Origin of the sequence: Sphingobacterium sp. UBA2610, from assembly GCF_002339225.1 — a bacterium.
Lineage (GTDB): Bacteria > Bacteroidota > Bacteroidia > Sphingobacteriales > Sphingobacteriaceae > Sphingobacterium > Sphingobacterium multivorum.
Genome location: NZ_DDKA01000011.1, coordinates 54,217 through 71,118, shown reverse-complemented (window position 1 = coordinate 71,118; position 16,902 = coordinate 54,217). Strand labels below are relative to the sequence as shown.

At 40.7% G+C, this 16,902-nt stretch carries 17 protein-coding genes; 6 read left to right on the top strand and 11 right to left on the bottom strand.

Annotation, left to right across the window (positions count from 1 at the left end; genetic code table 11):
- Positions 1-11: 11 nt before the first annotated feature.
- Positions 12-653 carry a hypothetical protein gene (locus tag B4Z47_RS07785; RefSeq protein ID WP_070562889.1) on the bottom strand — a complete coding sequence of 214 codons (642 nt, stop codon included), beginning with the start codon at positions 651-653 and terminating at the stop codon, positions 12-14.
- The gene (locus B4Z47_RS07780) at positions 643-1,146 is read right to left on the bottom strand and encodes an RNA polymerase sigma factor (protein WP_112375536.1); all 504 of its coding nucleotides are present in this window, start codon (positions 1,144-1,146) and stop codon (positions 643-645) included. The genes B4Z47_RS07785 and B4Z47_RS07780 overlap by 11 nt, the downstream gene beginning before the upstream one ends.
- Before the next feature lie 117 nt (positions 1,147-1,263).
- Here B4Z47_RS07780 and B4Z47_RS07775 point away from each other — a divergent pair, with 117 nt between their 5' ends.
- Positions 1,264-1,701, top strand: coding sequence for an acyl-CoA thioesterase (locus tag B4Z47_RS07775; RefSeq protein WP_070562894.1), 438 nt, complete (start codon positions 1,264-1,266; stop codon positions 1,699-1,701).
- Positions 1,702-1,855: 154 nt separating this feature from the next.
- Here the strand turns inward: B4Z47_RS07775 and B4Z47_RS07770 are convergent, their stop codons facing one another.
- The 3 genes from B4Z47_RS07770 to B4Z47_RS07760 all read right to left on the bottom strand — a co-directional run bounded on the left by B4Z47_RS07770 (position 1,856) and on the right by B4Z47_RS07760 (position 3,921).
- The gene (locus B4Z47_RS07770; protein ID WP_112375535.1) at positions 1,856-2,299 is read right to left on the bottom strand and encodes an Hsp20/alpha crystallin family protein; all 444 of its coding nucleotides are present in this window, start codon (positions 2,297-2,299) and stop codon (positions 1,856-1,858) included.
- A 464-nt stretch (positions 2,300-2,763) separates the two neighbouring features.
- Positions 2,764-3,474, bottom strand: coding sequence for an AAA family ATPase (locus B4Z47_RS07765; protein WP_070562900.1), 711 nt, complete (start codon positions 3,472-3,474; stop codon positions 2,764-2,766).
- Positions 3,475-3,552: 78 nt separating this feature from the next.
- Positions 3,553-3,921 (bottom strand): dihydroneopterin aldolase, encoded by a 369-nt coding sequence (locus B4Z47_RS07760; RefSeq protein WP_046672427.1) that lies wholly within the window; start codon positions 3,919-3,921, stop codon positions 3,553-3,555.
- Between the two features lie 72 nt (positions 3,922-3,993).
- On the opposite strand from B4Z47_RS07760, the gene B4Z47_RS07755 reads away from it, so the two are divergent.
- From B4Z47_RS07755 to B4Z47_RS07745, 3 genes are all read left to right on the top strand, one after another.
- A complete protein-coding gene (locus B4Z47_RS07755) occupies positions 3,994-4,722 on the top strand; it encodes a 3-keto-disaccharide hydrolase (protein WP_115046719.1) in 729 nt (242 codons plus the stop codon).
- 269 nt (positions 4,723-4,991) lie between these two features.
- Positions 4,992-5,435 (top strand): hypothetical protein, encoded by a 444-nt coding sequence (locus tag B4Z47_RS07750; RefSeq protein WP_286727123.1) that lies wholly within the window; start codon positions 4,992-4,994, stop codon positions 5,433-5,435.
- Positions 5,387-7,174: a S9 family peptidase gene (locus B4Z47_RS07745; RefSeq protein WP_313396071.1), complete on the top strand. Its 1,788-nt coding sequence runs from the start codon at positions 5,387-5,389 to the stop codon at positions 7,172-7,174. The genes B4Z47_RS07750 and B4Z47_RS07745 overlap by 49 nt, the downstream gene beginning before the upstream one ends.
- Before the next feature lie 78 nt (positions 7,175-7,252).
- Here B4Z47_RS07745 and B4Z47_RS07740 read toward each other — a convergent pair whose 3' ends face one another.
- From B4Z47_RS07740 to asnB, 3 genes are all read right to left on the bottom strand, one after another.
- The gene (locus B4Z47_RS07740; protein WP_115046716.1) at positions 7,253-8,224 is read right to left on the bottom strand and encodes a polysaccharide deacetylase family protein; all 972 of its coding nucleotides are present in this window, start codon (positions 8,222-8,224) and stop codon (positions 7,253-7,255) included.
- Positions 8,224-9,792 (bottom strand): M20/M25/M40 family metallo-hydrolase, encoded by a 1,569-nt coding sequence (locus B4Z47_RS07735; protein WP_286727121.1) that lies wholly within the window; start codon positions 9,790-9,792, stop codon positions 8,224-8,226. Before B4Z47_RS07735 ends, B4Z47_RS07740 begins: the two co-directional genes overlap by 1 nt.
- Positions 9,793-10,105: 313 nt before the next feature.
- A complete protein-coding gene (gene asnB / locus B4Z47_RS07730) occupies positions 10,106-11,794 on the bottom strand; it encodes an asparagine synthase B (protein ID WP_046672432.1) in 1,689 nt (562 codons plus the stop codon).
- A gap of 235 nt (positions 11,795-12,029) precedes the next feature.
- Between asnB and B4Z47_RS07725 the strand changes: the two genes are divergently transcribed.
- Both B4Z47_RS07725 and B4Z47_RS07720 read left to right on the top strand, forming a co-directional pair.
- Positions 12,030-12,605, top strand: a complete 576-nt coding sequence (locus B4Z47_RS07725; protein WP_070562917.1) for a Crp/Fnr family transcriptional regulator — start codon at positions 12,030-12,032, stop codon at positions 12,603-12,605.
- 178 nt (positions 12,606-12,783) lie between these two features.
- Positions 12,784-13,245 carry a VOC family protein gene (locus B4Z47_RS07720; protein WP_070562920.1) on the top strand — a complete coding sequence of 154 codons (462 nt, stop codon included), beginning with the start codon at positions 12,784-12,786 and terminating at the stop codon, positions 13,243-13,245.
- Positions 13,246-13,448: 203 nt separating this feature from the next.
- Here the strand turns inward: B4Z47_RS07720 and B4Z47_RS07715 are convergent, their stop codons facing one another.
- From B4Z47_RS07715 to B4Z47_RS07705, 3 genes are all read right to left on the bottom strand, one after another.
- Entirely contained in the window at positions 13,449-13,784 is a 336-nt protein-coding gene (locus B4Z47_RS07715) for a HopJ type III effector protein (RefSeq protein WP_115046714.1), read from the bottom strand.
- 77 nt (positions 13,785-13,861) lie between these two features.
- Positions 13,862-15,700, bottom strand: coding sequence for a UbiD family decarboxylase (locus B4Z47_RS07710; protein WP_115046712.1), 1,839 nt, complete (start codon positions 15,698-15,700; stop codon positions 13,862-13,864).
- Positions 15,701-15,832: 132 nt separating this feature from the next.
- Complete coding sequence (locus B4Z47_RS07705; RefSeq protein ID WP_115046710.1) at positions 15,833-16,702, bottom strand: hypothetical protein; 870 nt, start codon at positions 16,700-16,702, stop codon at positions 15,833-15,835.
- Between the last annotated feature and the right edge of the window lie 200 nt (positions 16,703-16,902).

Here is a 16,902-nt window from a genome sequence, read left to right as displayed (position 1 = left end):
GACGCTGTAAACTATTCGGCTTCCATTTGATCTAGCTTTTCCTTTATCTGTGTAATATAATTGCTATAATAAGCACGAATCATAAATTCTGTCAGACCAACAACAAGAATAATGGAAGCAATTGCGGAAAGGATCATCCACACAATAAAGTTTGGATCCTGTTGGAAAGTTTCCTTGAAATGGTATAATCGATCAAACCAGACGGTAGTCCGATTCTGTGCGATCATAATAAGATAAAGAAATAGAGCTTGCGGTATCATCACGTAGGCCGCGATCCGATAGGTCTCTACGGCATACTTCAAATCGTAATACAATTTGAGCAAGTGTTCTTTAGAAGCCAACAACTCGATCTTTTTCGTACTCTTTACCAAATAAAAGAACCTCCGATAATATAAAAGACTAGATAAGGATATCTGTACGATAAAAAAGTAATAGGCAAATGCAGCATAACCTTCAATCTTATATATCGGTAAGATGGGCACCAAAAACAGAAAGCCCATACACACGGCCCAAGAGATAAACTCACGTTTGATATTCTTGCGCAGCTTACCCATGATATTGCCGACTTCCTTATAGTATTTGAGATTTGGATTCTGTAAATCCTCGTCTGTAGGCTGTTGCTGCCAAGATTTTTTTAACTCATCAAAATTCATACTTGTATTTTTTAATGATTTGTTGAATTCGCTCCTTCGTGCGGTTTAATTTTACGCGGGCATTGACTTCCGATATACCCAGATTTTCTGCAATCTCGCGATGACTCTGACCTTCCAAAAACAAAAATATCAGGGCTTTTTCAATGGCGTTGAGCTCTTGAACGGCCTGATAAAAAACGTTCAGTTGCTCATCTTTATCGGTATCGTAAGCTTCTTCTGCAAAATCATGTCGTTCCTCTAACGTATCATAAATCTGATGTTTCTTTTCTTTTTTTAAGAATACCATTGCGGTATTGAGGGCAACACGGTACATCCACGTTGAAAATTTACTCTGTTGCTTAAATGTTGCATAGGATTTCCACAGCTGATAGACGATCTCCTGATACAGATCTTGTCGCCCTTCATGATCATCCATATACATACGGCTCACCTTAACGAGAATACCTTTATTCTCGTCAATCAGTCGAAGAAATTCTATTTCTGATGGGTTCACCTAGCGATTTTTCTTTAAATATATTTAGGTAATAAGTATAGCAAACAAACAAAGTGTTACAGCTTTATTTAAAAATATGTAAATTGTTATGAAAAAAGAGGCTAATCGTTGAAGATTATGGAGAATATATTTTATCAAGGTCAGATTATATGGGCGCAGATCGATGCAAATAGACATATGCGGCATTCTGCTTACGCTGATATCTGCGCACAGGCCCGCAGTAACATGTTGAACAAAATGGGCTTTTCACTGGATAAATTTGCCGAATTTCATATCGGTCCAATTTTATTTCGGGAAGAACTCATCTATTTTAAAGAAGTGCATTTAGATGAATATGTACAGGTAAAAGTAGAACTGACGAAATACAACAAAACAAATAGTCGTTTCTCATTTATACACCAAGTTTTTCGTAATGACGGCGTTTTGTGCTGTACCGTCAACGTCGATGGAGCCTGGCTCGACCTTCATAAGCGGAAATTAACGAAGTTACCGGAAGAGATGGAGCCTTATCTCGCCAAAATTCCCCGATCTGAAAACTATGCGGAAACTGAATAGTCTTTTCATCATGTCAGGACCATCCTGATAAAAAAATCCCTCGGAACGCAAACGGAATTCCGAGGGATTAAAATATAAACTAAACCTAAAAACTATTGTCTTTTGCTCACCTTTGGTCATTCCCAAAATGAACTATTTCTGGTATGCTGCTGGATTATTTAACTTCAATCAAACGTTTTGCAATGATTGCATCTTCTTTTTTGCCAACAGTCAAAATTAATATACCACCTTCATAGGCAGCCTCGATATTGCTGTAATCTACGGTCTCTGGCAAGGTAAATGATCTTGAGAACGAAGAATAATTGAATTCTTTTTTGCTGTATAATTTTTCTTCACTCACACTTTCCTCTTTTTTCTCAGCTGAAATGGTAATTAGATTTTTATCGACATTGATCTTAAAATCAGATTTATCCAATCCAGGCGCTGCCATTTCAATTTTAAAGGATTTTTCAGTTTCTGATATATTGACCGCAGGTACACGGGACACCAAACGATCGGAGATGAAGTTATCATTGAATAAGTTGTCGAATACAGTGTTCACAAATGGATTTACTGCATCCGTGTTTAAACTTTTTGTAGGGAATTTAATTAATGCCATTTTTTTGTCCTCCTAATTTTTTATTTTATTGTTAAGCTTTTTTTGTTCTACCTATTTGAAGAGAGCTATTCAATTTGCGTACCAGCAGGTTTTAAAAGACAAAATGTCATTTAAAAATAAAAAATAATGTCATTTTGTCTTAAAAACAACTGTTTCCAACTACCTAGCGATCAATTTGTCATTAGCGGGCTCCCTGCCCCCTATCCCAAATTGTCCCTATACACAGACTAACGTATAGGAGATAAAACAGTTTATCAGAAATTGTCATTTTTTATTAAGAGTCTGAAACAGAGCGCTCAATTAGCAGCGTACCGTATAAGAGAAAAATCTTTTATGAAACGTTGTTATTTTTACTGAGCACCTCAAACAGAGCGTTCGAATAGTAGTGTATCATATAAGAGAAAAAGATTTTATCAGAAGTTGGTATTTTATTAGGCATCCGAAACGTAACGTTCAAAAAACCATTAAGGTTGATTTTGTTCCAGCGAAGCAATCAATAAGAATTTGACAGCATCGTAAATATAGTCCTTAGCCTCTGCATAGGAGATCCCATAGCGTCGCTGTACGACATCAGCATAATGTGGAAATGGCGTAAATAATTTATCATAATAGGCATCCAGTTGTACTATGGTCGGCAACTCAAAAGCCAAACGAAGCTGAAACCGCCGGATAATGGCTGTATCCAATATTTCAGGATGATTCGTTGCTGCAATCAATACCGCTTCAGCAGGAAAATAATCGATCAGCTGTATAATGGTGTTCACGAGACGGCGCATTTCACCCACATCCTTTTCTTCACTAATCCGCGCCTTTCCGATCTGATCGAATTCATCTAAAAACAGAACTGCTTTTTCACGCCCTGCTTTATCAAAGACCTGTTTGATGTGCTGCGAGGTTTCGCCAATACGAGAAGAAATGAGGTTGCTCAAATTCAACACATAAATTGGTTTTTCAAGCGCTGTAGCCAGCGCTTTCGCCGTTGTTGTTTTTCCGCAACCCGAATAACCGTGCAGTAAAATCTTATTGCTCACCGGCAGACCATATTGCGAAAGCTCTTTAATATAACGATGCTCTTTAATCAGCTGATGCAGCTTTTGACGGCTGTCCTTTTCCAAGAAAACATCCTCCAAAGCAATCCTTTCCTTATCGGCTATGACAAGATCGTAAATATTCATACTATTAATTTAAGACTATCAGATAACGATTGGCAAAACTAAATCTTTCAGTTGGTATATCGCTGATCCAGTTTCGTTTTAATCCTTAAAATATTTAAGACTAACTTGGGAGCAAGAAAGGTCCCCTCCAAAGGGAGGGTTCGATTTGCGTATCACCACTTCGATCGTCAGAGCATGGGATACTCTTTCCCGAATCTGTTCGAGTATTTCTGAAGCCGCAGATTCCAGTAGCTTACGTTTAGGTAGCATGACACCGGCTGTAATCTGGTAAAGTTCTTCGTAATTGAGCGTATTGTTTAAGTCCTCTGTCTCGGCATTCAAAAAGGGAAAACATACGTCAATAGAAACAAAAAATTCATTGCCTAGCACCTGTTCTTCTTCATAGTAACCTATTGGTGCATAGAACCGGGCTTCTTTCAGCGATACTGTCTGTAAAATGGTTGCCATGCACAAACCTACTGAAATTGTTCCAAACAAGTGGGATTATTTGTATATTTAACCATACCAAAAACCCAACAGATGAACTTTTCTTTATCCTCAGCGATAGCAACAACACTCTTATTTGGCGCCACTGCATTACAGGCCCAAACAAATATGAAACCCAGCGACACCGAATATTATAGTCCGGTACCACCGACAGTAACAATCAATCAGGGTGTACCAAGCGATGCCATTGTCCTTTTTGACGGCAAGGATCTTAGGCAATGGAAAAGTGAAAAAGGCAAAGCCAATTGGACGGTGGCCAACAACGTACTTGAAGTAAAACCGGGGGCTGGAGCCATTGAGACCAACGAACACTTTAGCGATTTTCAATTGCATATTGAATGGAAAAGCCCCGAAGTAATCAAAGGCGAGGGCCAAGGAAGAGGCAATAGCGGAATTTTCCTCCAAGGGCTTTATGAAATTCAGGTATTGGACAACAATAACAACCCAACCTATGTCAACGGCGGAGCAGGCAGTATTTACAAACAGCGCCCCCCCCTGGCGCAGGTAATTGCTCCGGAAAAATGGCATGTGTACGATATTATTTATAAAGCCCCTCAGTTCAATAAGGATGGAATCTTGACCGCTAAAGGAACAGTAACGGTCCTCCATAATGGCGTCGTTGTACAAAACAATACTCAAATCGATGGCACAACCGAATATATCGGACTACCAAAACAAATAAGCCACGGCCCAGGTCCAATTGTACTGCAGGATCATGGTGATCTGGTCCAGTTCAGAAACATCTGGCTACGTAAACTATAACTTAGCAGCAAGACGTAGCGGTTTATAGCAAACAATTTAAGTTAGAAAAGCAACAATTCTGTACTAGGTTTTATAGGGCTATTTCCCTAATTTAGCCCTATAAAATTTAAAAACAAACGGAATGTAATGAGCTACTTGCGCCTTTAATTTCCTATCGCAACAGGTTTAGAAGCCTCATGTGATTATTGGACTAATGAAGCGCAAAATAACCACTGGAATGGGCTCACGTATGACGTTGTGTATAAACATTCACACAATATTACAGTTTAATGAAAAGAATTGCGCTATTCTTCTTGTTGGCAAGCTCCATCAGCAGCTATGCACAACGCAACCTCAATTTAGAAGAAACAGTATTTGGACCCCGAACTTACGCCCCAACATCGATAGCCGGAGCATCGTGGATCCCAAAATCAAACAACCTCTCCTATCTCGATAAATCGTACCAGAACCTATTATCAAAAAGCGCTTCCAGCAACTGGAGCGAAACAAATCTGGTCTCTAAAACAGACCTCAAAAAAGCACTAAAAACGACTATTCCGGGCGAAACATTCAATCTGCGCGTATTTCCTTATGACTACAAATGGCGTGATGGAAACGCGCTATTACTGCAAGTGGAAGGAAAAGATAAAACCTATACGGTGGCTTACAGCATCAAAAAAAAAATATTGAAAGCTTTATCGGTAATGACAACAAGGGAGCTAACCGCGAGGTAAGTTCGGATTTTTCAAAAATCGCCTACTTAGTAGACAATAACATCGCAATTGTTGACAAAGACGGCAAAATTACTTCCGTCACCAACGATAACGACAAAGGAATTGTCAATGGTAGTGATTACACCCATCGCCAGGAATTTGGCATCAAGAAAGGAATGTGGTGGAACAATCAAAATGACAAACTGCTGTACTACCACAAAGACGAGACGATGGTTGCCAATTATCCATTACCGCAATGGAGTCCCAAAATTGCGGATATCAAATGGATCAAATACCCCATGACAGGCCAAAAATCGGAAGAAGTTTCGTTGATCGTTTACAACACCACCACGGGACAAAAGGTAACCCTTCAAACCGGTGAGCATTCAGAGCAGTATTTGACCATGGTTACCTGGGATCCTTCTGGTAAATACATCTACGTCGGAGTACTTAACCGTGGGCAAAATGATCTTAAAGTCAACAAATATAATGCAGAAAACGGTTCTTTGGTCAAAACCCTGTTTGAAGAAACTGCGACAACCTGGGTTGAACCTGAAAACCCATTAACATTCTTACCAAACAAACCGGATCAATTCCTTTATCAATCCGATAGAGATGGTTATAATCAACTTTACCTCTACAACACGGAAGGTAATCTGATCAAAAAACTCGGCTATAAAGACATCGTTATGGAGGCATTGCTCGACTTTTCGGCTGATGGCAGCAAAGTTAGCTATACAGGAGTCACCAACAACGGTTTAGATCGCCAATTATTTGAGGTCGACCTAAAATCTGGGAAAACGGTTCAATTAACAAATGAATCGGGCACGCATCATGCTGCACTAAGTAGCGATGGCAAGTATATCTACGATCAATATAGTAATTTAAAAACACCAAATAAAGTTCAGGTCAAAGAAGTTAAATCTGCTAAAGAAACTACCTTAGTCAATGCAGAAAACCCTTTTTCCGGAAAAATAAATGATCCTAAAATCGAATTTGTACAGTTGACATCTGCAGATGGGAAATACCCATTGACAGGACGTATCATTTATCCCAACGACTTTGATCCAGCTAAGAAATATCCGGTCATGTATTATTTATACGGCGGATCACATTCGCAGCTTGTTTCCAACAAATGGCTAGGAGGCGCTGGATATTTTGATATGTATATGGCGCAACAGGGCTATATCGTCTTCACGATGGATAATCGCGGCACGAATTACAGAGGCCGTGATTTCTATACAGCTACGCATCGCAACCTCGGTCAAAACGAAATGGCCGACCAGATGAAAGGAATAGAGTTCCTTAAATCAAAATCTTTTGTTGACCAACAGCGCATGGGTATTTTCGGGTGGAGTTTCGGTGGTTTTATGACAACTTCCTTCATGCTGCATCATAACGATATCTTCAAGGCTGCAGTAGCTGGAGGTCCTGTAATCGACTGGAAATTTTATGAGGTGATGTACGGCGAACGCTACATGGACACGCCGCAAGAAAATCCGGAAGGTTATAAATTGACATCACTCCTCAATAAAGCCGATCAACTGAAAGGAAGATTATTGATTATTCACGGCGCACAAGACCCTGTCGTTGTACAACAAAACAGCATGGAGTTTTTAGAAGCCTGTATTAAAGCCGGAAAGCAAGTAGATTATTTTCTATACCCGACTCATGAGCACAATGTAATGGGAAAAGACCGTATTCATATGTACGAAAAAATTGCGGACTACTTCAATCAGCACCTCAAAAATCCGTCATAAACTCAGGAAAACAAGAAAAACCAAAAAGGGCTATCCAAAAAGATTTGGACTGCCCTTTTTTATGCAATTTAGTACAGGTTAATGTGACTCCTGATCCAGGCCTTCGGATAAACTATACAATGTCCAGTGTTTTGTTTTTATGGCCTGAGATTCTGTCCGAAGCAATCGGATAAAATCCTGCACCCCAACTTCCTCATTCCCATTACCATGAATCAGGACAATACTTCCGTTTTTGGCCTGCTGTCCTTTAGCCAACCAGGCATCCGAGCCTACCGCAATAAGACCATAGGACAATAGCTGCTCAATGATGCGCCGATCGGAAACTAAGCCCGGACAACGAAAAAATACCGAAGGCAGAAGACCGTTTTTCAGCATCAATTTTTCATTCTCCAACACTTCATAACCTAGATTCGTATTTTTGGAAAGCAAAAAATTGGATGTTAAAGGATTACTAGTAAAAACATGGTCATACGTATGATTTACCCAGGTAATCTTTACTCCCTTTGCATCCAATGACTTTAGCCATGCTAGATCTGCAGCGTGATTTAGCATCCATTTACCCGAAACAGAAACGGCCAGTGGCAGGCTGCGATCTATCCCCTTAAATGCAGCGAGAAGATCTTCAAAAATAGCCCTGTCCAAAGGTTTATGTGAAGGACATAGATCAATCGTCAAATTAATACCAGCCTCTTTGGGAAGCCTAAAATTCAGCCCCGCATCCTGTAAGTTGTTTTCAGTTTTTCTGACTAAAGAGAAGCAGCTTTCGTATACCGAACCACTTAGACTTTTTGTAACCTGAGCCGCATCGTTGTACAGAACGCTGACCGATCGATCTCCTACTATACGCGTTTGCAGTGTAGTAGGATCTACCGTCAAATAATATTTTACAGTATTTGTCGTGAAACTACGGATCCCCACCAGAGAATTATTATTTTCACGGAGGATCAACCACTCGGTTCTGTAGTTTTCTAAATTGGCAAATGAAACCTGTCCATTAGAGAGTAGGGCGCACACCAAAAATAGACCAACAAAAATGAGCTGTTTCATCATCAGTTGCCACTCGTTCTTTTAGACTGTAGATTAGTTGGCCATACCGTCGGCTTGCCATCTTTATCAATTGGCAATGTGATCTTATCGCGGGAGACCAAAGCAGGCTCTTCACAGGCAAGGTAAGTCAAAATCGCAACGATAATGGCGTTTTGTTTTACTTCATCAAACACAATCTTATCATAGGTATCCCGATTGGTGTGCCAGGTCACCTTACCATAGTCCCAGGATGTGGAAGAGAGCCCAAAGGCCGGAATTCCTTTTTGAACGAAAGAAGAATGATCACTTCCCCCCGTCCCCGGCATACCTGGAAAACTGGTTTGGATTTCATTACGGAACTCTTCAGGCAAATATTGCACCCAGCGGCTTATATATTCGTAAGATTTTTCAAAACCACTGCCCCCTATCCGGACAATTCGCCCTGTGCCGTTATCCTGATTCCATACCACCTGTATATTTTTAGCGATCTCGGGATGATCTTCGACAAAAGCTGAAGAGCCATTCAGCCCCTGCTCCTCACTTCCCCAGTTACCGACCAAAATCGTTCTTTTATTATCCGGGTAAACCTTCCTTAAAATGCGGACAGCCTCCATCATGGTAATTACTCCTGTCGCATTGTCTGTCGCTCCCGAAGCGCCGTCCCACGAATCTAGATGTGCCGAAAGCACAACATACTCGCCCGGTTTTTCCTTTCCCTTGATCTCTGCGATACTATTATAGGTCTTTGATATTCCAAGCTCTTTTGAATTTCCCTGCAGCGAAACCCGAGGTTTGACCCCATGTTCTGCCATGCGGTATAACAGACCGTAATCTTCCAGCCCTACGTTAAATACCGGAATCTGTTTGGACTTCGCATCAAAAATCCGTGTAATACCAGGCAACTCTGTCCAATAGGAATCAATGGCACCAACGGCGCCAGCATTCTCCAAAGCCAAGGGCAATGTCCGACGCGTGCTTCCCGTATAGGACATACTACTCTCCCATTTTTTCAACTGATCATTTTTTAAGGCTTGATATTTTTCATAACCTTTCGGGGAAGCTGACTCCTTCCAGTTGGCATCTGACCGTCCTGAAAGCGGATTCATTCCAATCAATACGATCTTGCCTTTGACTGTCTTAAGCCAAGACTGAAAATCAGACGGGGAACTAAATAAAGGCATTACCACAACCTCGGCTTCAACCCCTTTCTCCTTGGTCACGGGACTGAACGCCAACTGTGTACCTTCCAAAGATTTTATGCGGGGATAGGTCATCGTCACCTGAGAAGTTCCTCGTTCCCACGAACGCCATTCACCATAGGGCTCATTGCGGGCCTGTGCGCCAAGCGCATTATAATTTTTGACAACCCAATCATGCGCCTGTTGCATTTGTGGACTCCCGACAAGACGGGGGCCAATCATATCGACAAGCTCAAACGCATACTTCTCCAATTGTGAATTTGCATTTGCCTCCTGCACAATTGACGAAACCATCGCTTCTTTATTTTGAGCAAAAATAGCTGGAATGCTCAGCAATAGAAGTGCCAGCCCTAAAGATTTCATTCCACGCTGTTTCATTAAATCTACCTTCATGTATATATCTTTATTTATTGTATAATTCTCCGTTAATACGCTAACGCTACGAGCGCAAACTACATGTTACTATATTCCACTAGCTCTCAAAGAAGCTCCAGAAAAAGACAGTGCTCCGGTCAACCTTAGTTAATTTAGAAACCCAAAGTTTCCTGTGATTGGTTTTTCCGAAAATTACTAAACAATATTTAAAAACACACATTCATTTTTAATCAATTAAATGATATACCCTTATTTAGTTGAAAAAAAAACATAAAAAGCCTGAAAAGAAACTTTCCAGGCTTTACCAAATATAGATATGAGGGTTGATTAGTTACACGGCTTCCACTTTGGATTTTTCGTAGCTCTCTTGGTGAACCGAGGCCACAGCCCGACCCGATGGATCATTCAGATTCTGGAAAGAAGCATCCCAAGCTAAGGCTTCCGGCGTACTGCATGCGACAGATTTTACCGATGGAACAGTTTGTGCTGCCGCTGTTGAAGGAAAATGTGATTCGAAAATTGTCCGATATAAAAACTCTTCTTTGTTTTTCGGTGTGTTTATCGGGAAGCGCGTTGAAGCCTCGGCAAACTCCTGATCAGAAACTTTACTTTCAGCCTGCTCTTTCAAGGTATCGATCCAGCTATAGCCTACACCGTCAGAAAATTGCTCTTTCTGGCGCCATGCGATGCTTTCTGGCAGATAGTCTTCAAATGCCTTACGTACAACCCATTTCTCCATCCTTCCTTCGCGAATCATTTTATCGGAAGGATTGATACGCATCGCAATGTCCATAAATTCTTTATCTAGGAAAGGTACACGCCCTTCAACACCCCATGCTGCAAGTGATTTATTTGCCCGCAGACAGTCGTACAGGTAAAGCTTTTTCAGCTTACGTACAGTTTCCTCGTGAAATTCCTGTGCATTTGGCGCTTTATGAAAATAAAGATACCCACCAAAGAGTTCGTCTGACCCTTCACCCGACAATACCATTTTAATGCCCATTGATTTGATTACACGAGCTAATAAATACATCGGTGTAGAAGCGCGTACCGTCGTGACGTCATAAGTCTCCAAGTGGTAGATCACGTCACGGATCGCATCCAATCCTTCTTGGATGGTAAAGTTGATCTCGTGGTGTATTGTTCCGATATGATCTGCTGCTTTCTGTGCCGCAATTAAATCCGGTGCTCCCTTCAATCCCACCGCAAATGAATGCAGTTGAGGATACCAGGCATCTTCTTTGTCGTCACTTTCGATACGTTTGGATGCAAACTTCTTCGTTACCGCAGCAATAACCGATGAATCCAATCCACCAGACAGCAGTACACCGTAAGGTACATCTGACATCAATTGACGATGCACCGCATCTTCCAAACCTTTGCGCAAAACAGCGATATCGGTCTCGTTGTCTTTTACAACATCGTAACTTTCCCAATCACGTTGATACCAGCGCTGCGGAGCTTTCCCCGTTTTGCTATACAAGTAATGCCCCGGAGGAAATTGTTCAATCGTCGTACAGAAACCTTCCAGTGATTTTAATTCGGATGCAACGAACAATTGCCCCTGCTCATCTTCACCATAATATAGAGGGATAATTCCCATATGGTCACGTGCGACAAAAAAGGAATCATCACGTGAATCATAGAGTGCAAAACCAAAAATACCATTTAATTCATCCACAAATGAGGGACCTTTCGCTAAATATAATGCCAACACAACTTCAGAGTCACTTTGTGTCGAGAACTCATAATCAGGAAGGCTATTTCTTAATTCATGGTGGTTATAGATCTCGCCATTAACTGCTAGTACAACTTTACCGTCCGGACTGTACAATGGTTGACTTCCAGATTTAGGGTCAACAATAGCTAACCGCTCGTGTGCTAATAAAGCTTTCTCACCAGTGAATATACCCGACCAGTCCGGACCACGGTGGCGAATACGTTTTGACATTTCTAATACTTGAGATCTCAATGAGCTTGCAGGTTGCTTTAATTCAAAAGCGCCAATAATTCCACACATATTATGAAAATTTTAAATATTTCGTTTTTACATTATGTTATTGACACAAAGTAAAACAATTAAAAACTAAATTCATAATAATTTTTAATTTTTATTATATTTTTATCAAAAATACTTTTCAAAACAAACAAAATTATCAATGAAACACTTATTTGTTTACAATAATCACACAATCTATTAACAATTGATCTGCAGATTAATCGTTAAATTAACTTCGTAATCAAATAACCAGGACATGGATCTAATTAGAACCTTCTATAGTGAGCTTGCACTAACTCCTCAGGAATTAACTGCAATTACAGAAAAACATGAAGCCATAACCGTCAAAAAGGGCGATTTTATATTGACCAAAGGACAGGTTTCAAATGCTTATTACTTGATTGAGTATGGACTTACACGCTCCTTTTTACACGATTATGAAGGCAATGAAGTTACCATAAGCTTCTGTACGGACAATGATGTTGTCATTGAAGTCGCCTCTTTTTTTCAACGCCATCCAACGGTGGAAAATATCCAGGCACTCATGGAAACCCGTCTCTGGAAAATAAAGTTTGAAGATTTTCAGGAACTTTTTCATCAGATTCCTGAATTTAGGGAATGGGGGCGTTCTTGGATGGCCAAGGAACTTGTTCACAGTAAAAATAGGGCTATTGCCATGATTACCGAACCTGCTACTACCCGCTATTTGCGCTTGATAAAAGAAAAACCAATATTGATACAGCAGGCACCACTCAAGCATATTGCTTCCTACCTGGGCATCACCGACACTTCCCTAAGCCGCATCCGGAAAGAAATTGTCCACGGAAATTAAACCGTGGTAACGCCCAAAGGACTACTTTTTTAAATCTTGCCTTAAGGCAAGATTTTTAAGAAAACTTCAGCTTAATTTTACCAATGTGCTTCCAAGCTATTTATTTATAGTCTTAAAAGAAGGAAAAATTGAGAAAAGAGTTAAAAGAAGTAATCATTATATTCAAAAATTAGAAATCATGGCAAAATTACACGCTTATCTAAATTTCGACGGAAACTGTGAAGAAGCATTCAACTTTTATGAAAAAGTCTTCAATACAAAAAATCCTGGCTTCATGCGTTATGGAGATATCCCTGCCGACCCACAGATGCCACCTGTTCCAGACGAAGCAAAAAACAAAATCTGTCATACAGCAATTTCGATCAACGGCGATAGTATGCTGATGGGAGCTGATGTTGTTCCTGCTTTTGGACAACAATATATCCAAGGAAACAACAGCTATGTCATGCTGATGTGCGAAAGCACCACCGAAGCGAAAGCTTTGTACGATGCACTGAGCACCAATGCAAAGGTCGTTGAAATGCCACTTGGCGAAACATTTTTTGCCGAACTATACAGCGCTTTTCAGGATCAATTCGGTATCTGCTGGATGGTTTATTTTGGTGGGAACAAAGACCAGGATTGCGAAAGTAATGCTTAAGCCAACCGCTTAGCTGACAAAATAGTTGAAAAAGAGAGGGCAGTAATCTATTGTTACTGCCCTCTCTATTCCCGTGGTTTCGTTATCGTGTAGCACCTATGCTACCCTGTGGAATGGCCATTTCAATTTTGTCTTTTCAAAACTGCCACAACAAGATGTTTTCCTGTGCATCTCAGGTTTTTACCGCTACTAGGTTAAATTTATTATTTTTTCACCAGTACTTCTTCCTCAAACAGGATCCCATCCCAACCATTTGTCCTAAATTGACGAATGTTCTGGTGGCCATCTCCGTCTGGATTATCGAGTACATTTCGATAATGTTCGGCAAAAAGGCGCAATGTATCCTCCTGCGAAAGATTATTTAACTGTGCAAAATAGAAAACTTTTGCACTACCTTGATTTTCTTCTTTCGAATTTTTCAGCGTCCCATTTTGAAATGCACTGGGACTATAGCTGTACTGATCGGCAATATGCGCCAATACTTCCTGAAACTGTAATTCGCTTCCTTTTGATTTATTCAATAATTCTGTTGTAGTCATCTTGATATTAAACCTTTTAAAATCTATTCTAAATTAATTTTTCAACCATAAACCTGAATGAACAGGAATTAGCGCTCTTAAATAATTCCGTGTAGTGACCCTCCCTTTGCAGCAAGTTGATCCACACGCCTTTCCACCGCTTCGTCTTTAATCAACGCCGGCGCATGATGGGGTTTTGTCCGCGCATCAATAATTAGCGGTCCTTTACAACCCCAATGTTTAAATGTTGTAAAACTATGTATTCCATAAATATCAAACGCAGGGTTACTTCTGGTAAACGTTGTCCAAACAAAATTATTGACGGTAGCGGCGGTGAAGTGAGCATCATCACATAAGACGATCAACGGGAAACCTTCCCAGGCGAGCCCTGCGGCAGCGCGGCACCATTCGGCCATTATTTTCGGCTCATGCTCGTAAGTAGTGAATGCCTGACCATCAATGGCAATAATACCGGGCATAACAAATTTTGCCTGATTGAAAGGTCGGGGTAGTTCAAAACCAGCCGGCAATTCACGGCCCAATTCTCTTTTCTTTGTACCAGCGGCAGCAAAAACCACCTTGGAACCGGTATTTAATCCATCGCCAGAATAATCCAAGGTATCGATAGTCGTATTAGTCTGAAAATGAACATCTCGAGTAAGGTCTATGCGTTCAAGGATATGACCCAAAAAAGCCGGAATATCATAAATATCCAATTGCGGATTATCTTCATTTGCTGAAATAAACAAATATTTAGCGAGGCTGAGCTGATTTTTACCCAGTATCTGATTGGCTATCGTTAAAATTTCTTGCGGTCGATCCACACGCTGATAAGGCGTATACCGTTCAGACCCTATTGCAAAAAGTAAGGGATGTACACCAGCGGCATCAACAGCATTAACTGCATGGAGACCTGAAATCTCCTTTGGAATGGCCGCCCCCGTAATTTCGTGGATTAAGGCACCAAAACTGGTGTCTTCCTGCGGCGGTCGTCCCACAACGGTAAAAGACCAAATTGGATTTTTCTTATGGTACACATTATGCACCTTCATCAAGGGAAACGGGTGAGTTAAACTATAGTATCCGATATGGTCACCAAAAGGACCTTCCGGTTTATTTTCGTTGGGATAAACAGTACCGGTAATCACAAAGTCTGCATCTGCCGAGATACAAAAACCTTCATCATCATAAAAATAACGGAACCTTCTATTTCCCAATGCCCCCGCAAAGATCATCTCAGAGAGTCCTTCCGGTAGCGGCATTACAGCAGACAAGGGATGTGCTGGCGGTCCGCCGACAAAAATACTCACCTTTAAAGGTTTACCGAGCGCATTTGCCTTAGTTTGATGGATTCCGATACCACGATGCAACTGATAATGTAAACCAATCTCCTGATCAGGCAGATAATCATTCCCAGAAAGCTGAATCCGATACATCCCCAGATTGGCCTGCATAATACCGGGTTTGGCAACATCTTCTGTATATACCTGCGGCATCGTCACAAAAGCACCGCCGTCCATTGGCCAGTTGACGATCTGCGGAAGTTTACTAATTGATGTTTTACCATGAAGTATGGGAGCCCCCGATTTTTTTTTCCAGGGTAAAGCCCCAAGGGCTGTCATCGAGGAACCAATATATTGAAAAGGATTTTTAAGTACTGCAGCAGGATTCATCTTAACATCCACCAATTTCTTCAGGTGGTCTAACGAATCCCGGAACATAAACTTCGAGCGTTCCAGCGTTCCAAACAAATTAGATACAGCCGGAAATTCCGAACCTTTGATATTTTCAAAAAATAAGGCGGGCCCTTCAACATCAAACACCCGCATATGGATGGCGGCCATTTCCAAATAGGGATCGACCTCTTCTTTGATCCGGATTAAATGACCATGTTTTTCAAGATCCGCAACACATGCTTCTAAACTATTGTATCCCATATATTAAATCTGCTTCAACATGTTAATCCACAAATTTAACAGAATAATTTATTAAACAGGATATAAAGAAAAAACCTTTAGCGATCTTGGATCCCGCTCCCTTATCATCAGTATAACAACCTCAACCATTACCTAGGTATCCATGCAGACATAGGATTTCAAGGGCGTAAATTCAAATGCCTGTACGCGCTGCCAAGTTGAATTATCTACATTTTTCTCATAATAAAGTACTCGCCTAAATTCATCAATATCTTCTTTATTGATATCATTCAACCTTGTCAACAAGAGCTTAGCAAAGAATTTATTGACGCCTATTTCTCTCTTTTGGCCTTCGGAAGTGCACTTCAGGAAATGGTAAAATAAGCCTCTAAATGTCATTTCCTCATTGCCACCGAGGTAAATAACTTCTGATATAAAATTATTTTCCCAAGGCATTTCTCGTAGCCAGCGGTAAACATCGAGCAAAGGCAGGGGGCGAAACTTCAGGGAAGCCACCCAGTTCCAATAAAATATGGTCTGCCGTTTGGCAAGTTTCGCAAATATGCGGTTCAAGACACTCTCCTTCCCGATGACGCTACTTTTAATCACGATGGTATATTGGACGCGTAAATTTTCCAGCAGATCGCGCACAGGCTCCAAAAAATGTTCATCCATTAGCCTCGCGACATAAATGACGCGGTTATTTCCGGCACGTCTACAAATTTCCACGAAATTACGCAGACCAAGCAATTCAAGCTGAAGCTGTATATCATTGTCAAGTGAGGGAACCTGTGTAAAATAAATTCCAAAATTGAGATCAGCAATCTGAAAATTCTCAAAAGCTTCCCCTTTTCGCAACAGGTCCAATTCAAAAAGCTTTGCCGTCACCTTTTCCTTTACTATTTTATTAAAAAGAGATAAGTTGCGCACTAATCCAGTCACATCAAAATCGCTGGATTGCAAATAACAGGATGCCCGTCGTCCCAAATAGGTATTTAGCCCGCTGATTAAAACCTTTTTCATTCGAATTCTCTATATTTTTGGCTTTGAAACTACCACGATTTAATGATTCGTTCTCACGATCGTGAGCCATTAAATAGGATCGTTCCTTCCTAGTACGCTGAATTTATATATTACCTTTTTATTCGCTAAAACGAATAAAATCCCTAGGACGGTTCCATTGGTGATGCAGCAATCTTTTCCATGTTTTTCTTACGCTTTTA